A 6,000-nucleotide genomic window follows, 5' to 3' on the forward strand; every position below is an offset into this window, starting at 1 on the left:
TCTTCCGGCGCGAATGGCTCGGCTTCTCCCCGGCGCGAATGCCTCCGCCCCTCCCCGAAGCGAAGAATGGCTCGGCTGCGCCCCGCAGCCGGTGGCTCTGCCCCCCCCGCGGCTGGGCGGGCCAGCCGGTGACCCGGTGCCCCGCGCGCGGCTCAGCGCGATTCCGGCAGCCCGGGCCCCTCGGTGGCGCCCTCGGGGCTGTTGACCATGGCCGTCGCGGCCCGCTCGAAGTAGTCCCACATCATGGCGTCGTACATGGGCGGCACCTCGATCGCATCGAGCGCGGCGCGCATGTGGACGAGCCACCGGTCGCGGGCCTGCGGGGTGACGGGGAACGGCAGGTGGCGCATGCGCAGGCGCGGGTGGCCGCGCTCCTGCGAATAGGTGCCCGGGCCGCCGAAGTACTGCTCGAGGAAACCCTGGAGCCGGTGCTTGGCGCCCGTCAGGTCCGCGCCGTCCGGGTACATGAAGATGAGCAGCTCGTCCTGGGCGACCCCGGCGTAGAACGCGTCGACGAGCTTCGTGAAGGTCGCGTGCCCGCCGATCATCGCGTAGAAGCTGTCCGGGCGCTGCAGCGAGACGTGGTCGATCATGCGCCGTCACCGGCCGTATCGCCGTCGGTCGGAGTGCTGGAGGGAGCCGTGGCGGCCGCCTGCACCGGGTCGGGCATCGTGGTGAGCACCGTCTGCTCCGGCAGGGCGATGGCGATGCCGCGCCGATCGAGTTGGCGCTTGATCTCCGCGCGGTAGGCCCGCGCCACCGCCCACTGCTGGTTGGGCTTGGTCTTGATGAGCGTGCGGATCGTCATGGACGTGCCGGTGAGCTCCTGGACGCCCAGCACCTCCGGGTCCTCGATGATGTCGGGGCCGATCGTGGGCGACTTGCGCAGGTTCGCGATCGCCGTGTGGACGATCTCGTCGATGAGCGTCTGCGAGGCGTTGTAGGGCATGGGGATGTCCATGACCGCGCGCGCCCAGCCCTGTGACTGGTTGCCCACCCGCAGGATCTCGCCGTTGCGCACGTGCCACAGCGTGCCGTCGGAGCCGCGCACCTTCGTGATCCGCAGGCCCACGCCCTCGACGACGCCGATCGCCTCGCCCAGGTCCACGGAGTCGCCGATCCCGTACTGGTCCTCGACGACGATGAAGAAGCCGCTCAGGTAGTCCTTGACGAGCGACTGCGCCCCGAAGCCGATCGCGACGCCGGCGACGCCCGCGGACGCGAGGATGGGCGTCGGGTCGAAGCCGAGCTCCTGGAGCACGAAGAGCGAGGCGATGATGAAGACGATGATCGTGGCGAACGAGGACAGCATCGAGCCGACGGTCCGGGCCCGCTGGGCGCGGCGCTTGAGGGTCTCCTCGTCCGCGCGGGCCTCCGTGCGATGGCGCGCGGGCTCGACCTGCTGCTCGTCGGCCCCGGAGGAGGAGAAGCGGCGCCGGGACACGGCGGTCGTGCCGTCGGCGATCTTGTGGGCGAAGTTGCGGATCGCCTTGCGCAGCACGATGTTGATGAGCACGGCCACGACGATGACGATCGCGATGCGCAGCGGCGTGCCGAGGATGAACTCCCAGTTGATGGCGGCCAGCTGAGCGGCGGCCGCGGACAGGGAGCCCGGCAGCGAGGGCGAGGCGAGGGTGAGGAGGTCGTTCGTCATATCGCCTCCGAGGCTACCGGCGGAGTCTGAGCGCCGCTCCAAGGTGCGGCTGAGGCCGCACCCAGAAACACCGGCCGTGCTCGTGCGCACGCCAGCCCCACCCGGGTGCCCGCGCTGCGGGCCACGCCCCCCTCCGCCGCCGAGGCGCCCCCGCCCCGCGCCGGCCGAGCGCGGTTGGCAGCGGGGCCCGCTGCCAACCGGCGCGGGCTCCGCTGCAGGTCAGCGGGGCACTCCCGCCTATCGGGGCGGCCATCCGGTGCGGGCGGGGCCTTGCGCGCTCAGGCGTCTGCGCGGTCGGCGGCGCGGATGGCGAGCGCGCGCTCGGCGGTGTCGAGATTCTCCCGCATGAGCCGCACCAGCCCCTTCGGGGCGGCGGGATGAGAGTCCAGCCACACCCGCGTGGCGCCGACTGCCGCCTCCGAGGCCGGCGGATAGAGGCCGAGCGTGAGCGTCTGCGCGATCTCGAGGGTGCGCGTCTCCCACCACCCGGCGAGCCGGGCGAAGTACTCGGCGGCGAAGGCGTCGAGTGGCGCCTCGGCTGCCACCGGGCTGCCGTCGGGGCGCTCCAGCCCGATGCCGAACCCGCGGGCGATCGCCGCGACCATGGCGTTGGGCAGCTCGCGGTCCTCGCTGAGCATGGTGAAGGCCCGCGACTTCGCCTCCGGGGTGGCCGGCGCGGCCAGCGCGGTCGCGGCCGCGCGGCGCCCCGCGGCGGTGTCGTCGGACTCGCGCCAGCGCGCGATCGCCTCGGCGTCGAGCCGCTCGGCGGCGGCCAGCGCGATGATGAGCTCCCAGCGCAGGTCCGTGTCGATGACGATGCCGGCCGGCGCCTCGGCGGCACCGGCGAGGATCGCCGCGAGGCGGTCGAGCTGGTCCGGCGTCTGGGCGTGCTTGACGAAGGCCTGGAAGCACTGGAACTGCTGGTCCGAGCCGGCGGGGGCGGTGGCGAGCATGTCCCACAGTGCCTCGGCGAGTCGCGCGCGGGCGGCGGGGCGCGCCTCGGGCGCCAGGTAGGAGCCCAGTGCGGTGGCGAGCTGGCGGAACTGGACGAGCAGGGCTGTGGACTGCTCGATCGAGGGCAGGTGGCGGGTGAGCGCGGCAATGTAGTCGCTGACCGGCAGCTCGCCGTCGCGGACCATGTCCCACAGCGTGGTGAGCACGATGACCTGCGTCAGCGAGTCCTCGAAGCCGTCGAGGCGGGCCAGCACCGTCGCGAGGGTGGCCTCGTCGAAGCGGACCTTGGCGTAGGACAGGTCCGCGTCGTTGACGATGATCGCGTCCGGGCGCGGCCCGCCCAGCTCGAGCGGCACCTCAGCGAGTGCGGAGTCGAGGTCGACCTCCGCGAACCCCGTGCGGACCAGGGTGCGGCCTTCGAGCGCGTAGAGGCCCACGCCGATCCGGTGGGGACGCAGCGAGGGCACCGGCTGCCCGGCGATGGCGAACGGCTCCTGCACGAGCGCCAGGCGGGTGAGCCGGCCCTCCTCATCGGCCTCGACGAGCGGGCGCACGACGTTGATGCCGGACTCCTGAAGCCACAGGCGGGTCCAGGAGTCGAGATCGCGGCCCGATGCCTCGCTCAGCGCGCGCAGCAGGTCGGGAAGCTCAGTGTTGGACCAGCTGTGCGCATCGAAGTAGGCCTTGAGCCCGGCGAAGAAGTTCTCCCGCCCCACCCAGGCGACGAGCTGCTTGAGCACGGAGGCGCCCTTCGCGTACGTGATGCCGTCGAAGTTGACCTCCACGTCCGCGAGGTCCTCGATGGGCGCGACGATGGGGTGGGTGCTCGGCAGCTGGTCCTGGCGGTAGGCCCACGACTTCTCCAGCGAGGCGAACGTCGTCCACGCGGAGGCGAACTCGGTGGCCTCGGCGGTGGCGAGCGTGGACATGAATTCCGCGAACGACTCGTTGAGCCACAGGTCGTTCCACCACTTCATCGTGACGAGGTCGCCGAACCACATGTGCGCGAGCTCGTGGAGGATCGTGACGGCCCGGCGCTCGACGATCGCCTCCGTGGGGCGGGAACGGAAGACGTAGTTCTCCACGATCGTCACGGCCCCGGCGTTCTCCATGGCTCCCGCGTTGAACTCGGGGACGAAGAGCTGGTCGTACTTCTCGAACGGGTAGGGCGTGTCGAACGCGGCCTCGTAGAACTCGAAGCCGGCCTTCGTGATGCCGATGATCGCCTCGGCATCCAGGTACTCGAACAGCGAGGCCCGGCAGTAGACGCCCAGTGCGACCTCCTCCCCGTCGGAGCTGCGCACCGCATCGTGCACGCCCCGGTAGGGTCCGGCGATGATGGCGGTGATGTAGCTGGAGATCGGGGGAGTGGGGGCGAAGATCCAGGCCGCGAGGCCCTCGCCGGAGATCCCGAGCGCCTCCGCCACAGCACCGGCGTCCTCCGGCTGCGGGGTGGGCGCGTTGGACACCACCGTCCAGGCCTGCGGGGCCAGCACCGTGAACGAGAAGCTCGCCTTGAGGTCCGGCTGCTCGAACACGGCGAAGACGCGGCGGGAGTCCGGGACCTCGAACTGCGAGTAGAGGTAGACCTCGTCGTCGACCGGATCGACGAAGCGGTGCATTCCCTCGCCGGTGTTCATGTAGCAGAAGCGGGCGTCGACGACGAGCTCGTTCTCCGCGGCCAGGTGCGGCAGCTCGATGCGGGCGTCCCCGCGCAGCACCGCCGCGTCGAGCTCCTCGCCGTTGAGGATCAGCCGGTCGACGGACGCGGTGATCGCGTCGATGAACGAGGAGGCGCCCTCGTGCGCGGTGAAGCGCACGGTGGTCACGGACCGGAACGTCTCTCCCTGCCCGTCGAGGACGAGGGTGACGTCGTAGGACGTCACGGACAGGAGCGAGGCGCGCTCCGCGGCTTCGACGCGTGTGAGATTGTGCTGTGGCACTGAGACCCTTCCCGCATTTTCCGGATTCTGCCCGCCGTTTGAAATGATGGGGGCGATCCCATTGTTCCACGTACGCACGGCGTCGGCCCGTCCACCGGGCCGCTGTCCGCGCAGACCCGGCACCCGCCCACCGCTTCAAGGAGGCCCCATGGCGAAGAGCACGATGGATTTCTGGTTCGACCCGATCTGCCCGTGGGCGTGGATGACCTCGCGCTGGGCCCTGGAGGTGGAGAAGGTCCGCGACGTCACGGTCCGCTTCCACGTCATGAGCCTGTCCGTGCTCAACGAGGGCCGCGAGCTGCCGGCGGAGTACCGGGCGAAGATGGATGCCGTCTGGGGCCCGGTGCGCGTCGTCATCGCCGCCGCCGACCAGCACGGCGAGGAGGTCATCGAGCCCCTCTACACCGCCATGGGCACGCTCATCCACCCGGGCGGCCGCGACGACTGGGACGGCGTCATCGCCGATGCGCTCGCCCAGGTGGGCCTGCCGGCCGAACTGGCACAGTACGCCCACTCCGACGAGTACGACGAGAAGCTGCGCGCCTCCCATCGCGAGGGCATCGAGAAGGTGGGCGAGGACGTGGGCACCCCCGTCATCGCCGTGGGCGACGTCGCGTTCTTCGGCCCCGTCGTCTCGCCGGCCCCGAAGGGCGAGGAGGCCGGGCGCCTCTACGACGGCGTGCTCGCCGTCGCCGGCGTCCCCGGGTTCTTCGAGCTCAAGCGCACCCGCACGACCGGCCCCGTCTTCGACTGAGCCGCAGGCGCCGCCGACGATGGCATCACCTCCCGGCCCAGCCCGGTGCGCGGCGGCCCGCCCGCCCCTGCACCCGCACGACACACCCACATCCCGGCCGCACGCACGGTCGGGCAGAAAGGCGGACATGAGAGTCCATCTCGGAACGGACCACGCAGGATTCGAGTTCAAGGAAGCGCTGCGCGAGCACCTCGGCAAGGCCGGTCACGAGGTGATCGACCACGGCGCGGAGGCCTTCGACGCCCAGGACGACTACCCGGCGTTCTGCATCGCCGCCGCCCAGGCGGCCGTGGACGAGCGCGCCGCGGGCCAGGACGCGCTCGCCGTCGTCATCGGAGGCTCCGGCAACGGCGAGCAGATCGCGGCCAACAAGGTGCCCGGCGCCCGCGCCGCGCTCGCCTGGAACACGGAGACCGCGAAGCTCGCCCGCGAGCACAACGACGCCCAGATCGTCGCGGTGGGAGCGCGCCAGCACCCGCAGGACGAGGCCTTCGCCATCGTCGACGCGTTCCTCGCCGCCGCGTTCAGCGACGACGAGCGCCACGTGCGCCGCCTGAGCATCATCGCCGACTACGAGGCGACCGGCGAGGTCTGAGCCGCCCCGCGCCCCGGCCGCCCGGGCACGCAGGCGGCCGGTTGGCGCTCAGGCGGCCCGGCAGGCCCGGAAGTCCGCCGCGCCCGAGGCGCGCGGGCGC

The 6,000-nt window shown here is 71.8% G+C and carries 5 protein-coding genes; 2 read left to right on the forward strand and 3 right to left on the reverse strand.

Annotated features, from left to right (window positions below; genetic code table 11):
* Positions 1–152: 152 nt before the first annotated feature.
* The 3 genes from GSY69_RS06270 to pepN all read right to left on the reverse strand — a co-directional run bounded on the left by GSY69_RS06270 (position 153) and on the right by pepN (position 4,551).
* A complete protein-coding gene (locus GSY69_RS06270) occupies positions 153–593 on the reverse strand; it encodes a globin (protein WP_160953018.1) in 441 nt (146 codons plus the stop codon).
* Positions 590–1,654: a mechanosensitive ion channel family protein gene (locus GSY69_RS06275; protein ID WP_160953019.1), complete on the reverse strand. Its 1,065-nt coding sequence runs from the start codon at positions 1,652–1,654 to the stop codon at positions 590–592. Before GSY69_RS06275 ends, GSY69_RS06270 begins: the two co-directional genes overlap by 4 nt.
* A 278-nt stretch (positions 1,655–1,932) precedes the next feature.
* On the reverse strand, positions 1,933–4,551 hold the full coding sequence (pepN, locus tag GSY69_RS06280) for an aminopeptidase N (RefSeq protein ID WP_160953020.1): 2,619 nt from the start codon (positions 4,549–4,551) through the stop codon (positions 1,933–1,935).
* 148 nt (positions 4,552–4,699) lie between these two features.
* On the opposite strand from pepN, the gene GSY69_RS06285 reads away from it, so the two are divergent.
* Both GSY69_RS06285 and GSY69_RS06290 read left to right on the forward strand, forming a co-directional pair.
* The gene (locus GSY69_RS06285) at positions 4,700–5,305 is read left to right on the forward strand and encodes a mycothiol-dependent nitroreductase Rv2466c family protein (protein WP_160953021.1); all 606 of its coding nucleotides are present in this window, start codon (positions 4,700–4,702) and stop codon (positions 5,303–5,305) included.
* A gap of 127 nt (positions 5,306–5,432) precedes the next feature.
* The gene (locus tag GSY69_RS06290) at positions 5,433–5,900 is read left to right on the forward strand and encodes a ribose-5-phosphate isomerase (protein WP_160953022.1); all 468 of its coding nucleotides are present in this window, start codon (positions 5,433–5,435) and stop codon (positions 5,898–5,900) included.
* The last annotated feature ends 100 nt before the right edge of the window (positions 5,901–6,000 follow it).

It is taken from the genome of Brevibacterium rongguiense, assembly GCF_009857845.1.
GTDB lineage: Bacteria > Actinomycetota > Actinomycetes > Actinomycetales > Brevibacteriaceae > Brevibacterium > Brevibacterium rongguiense.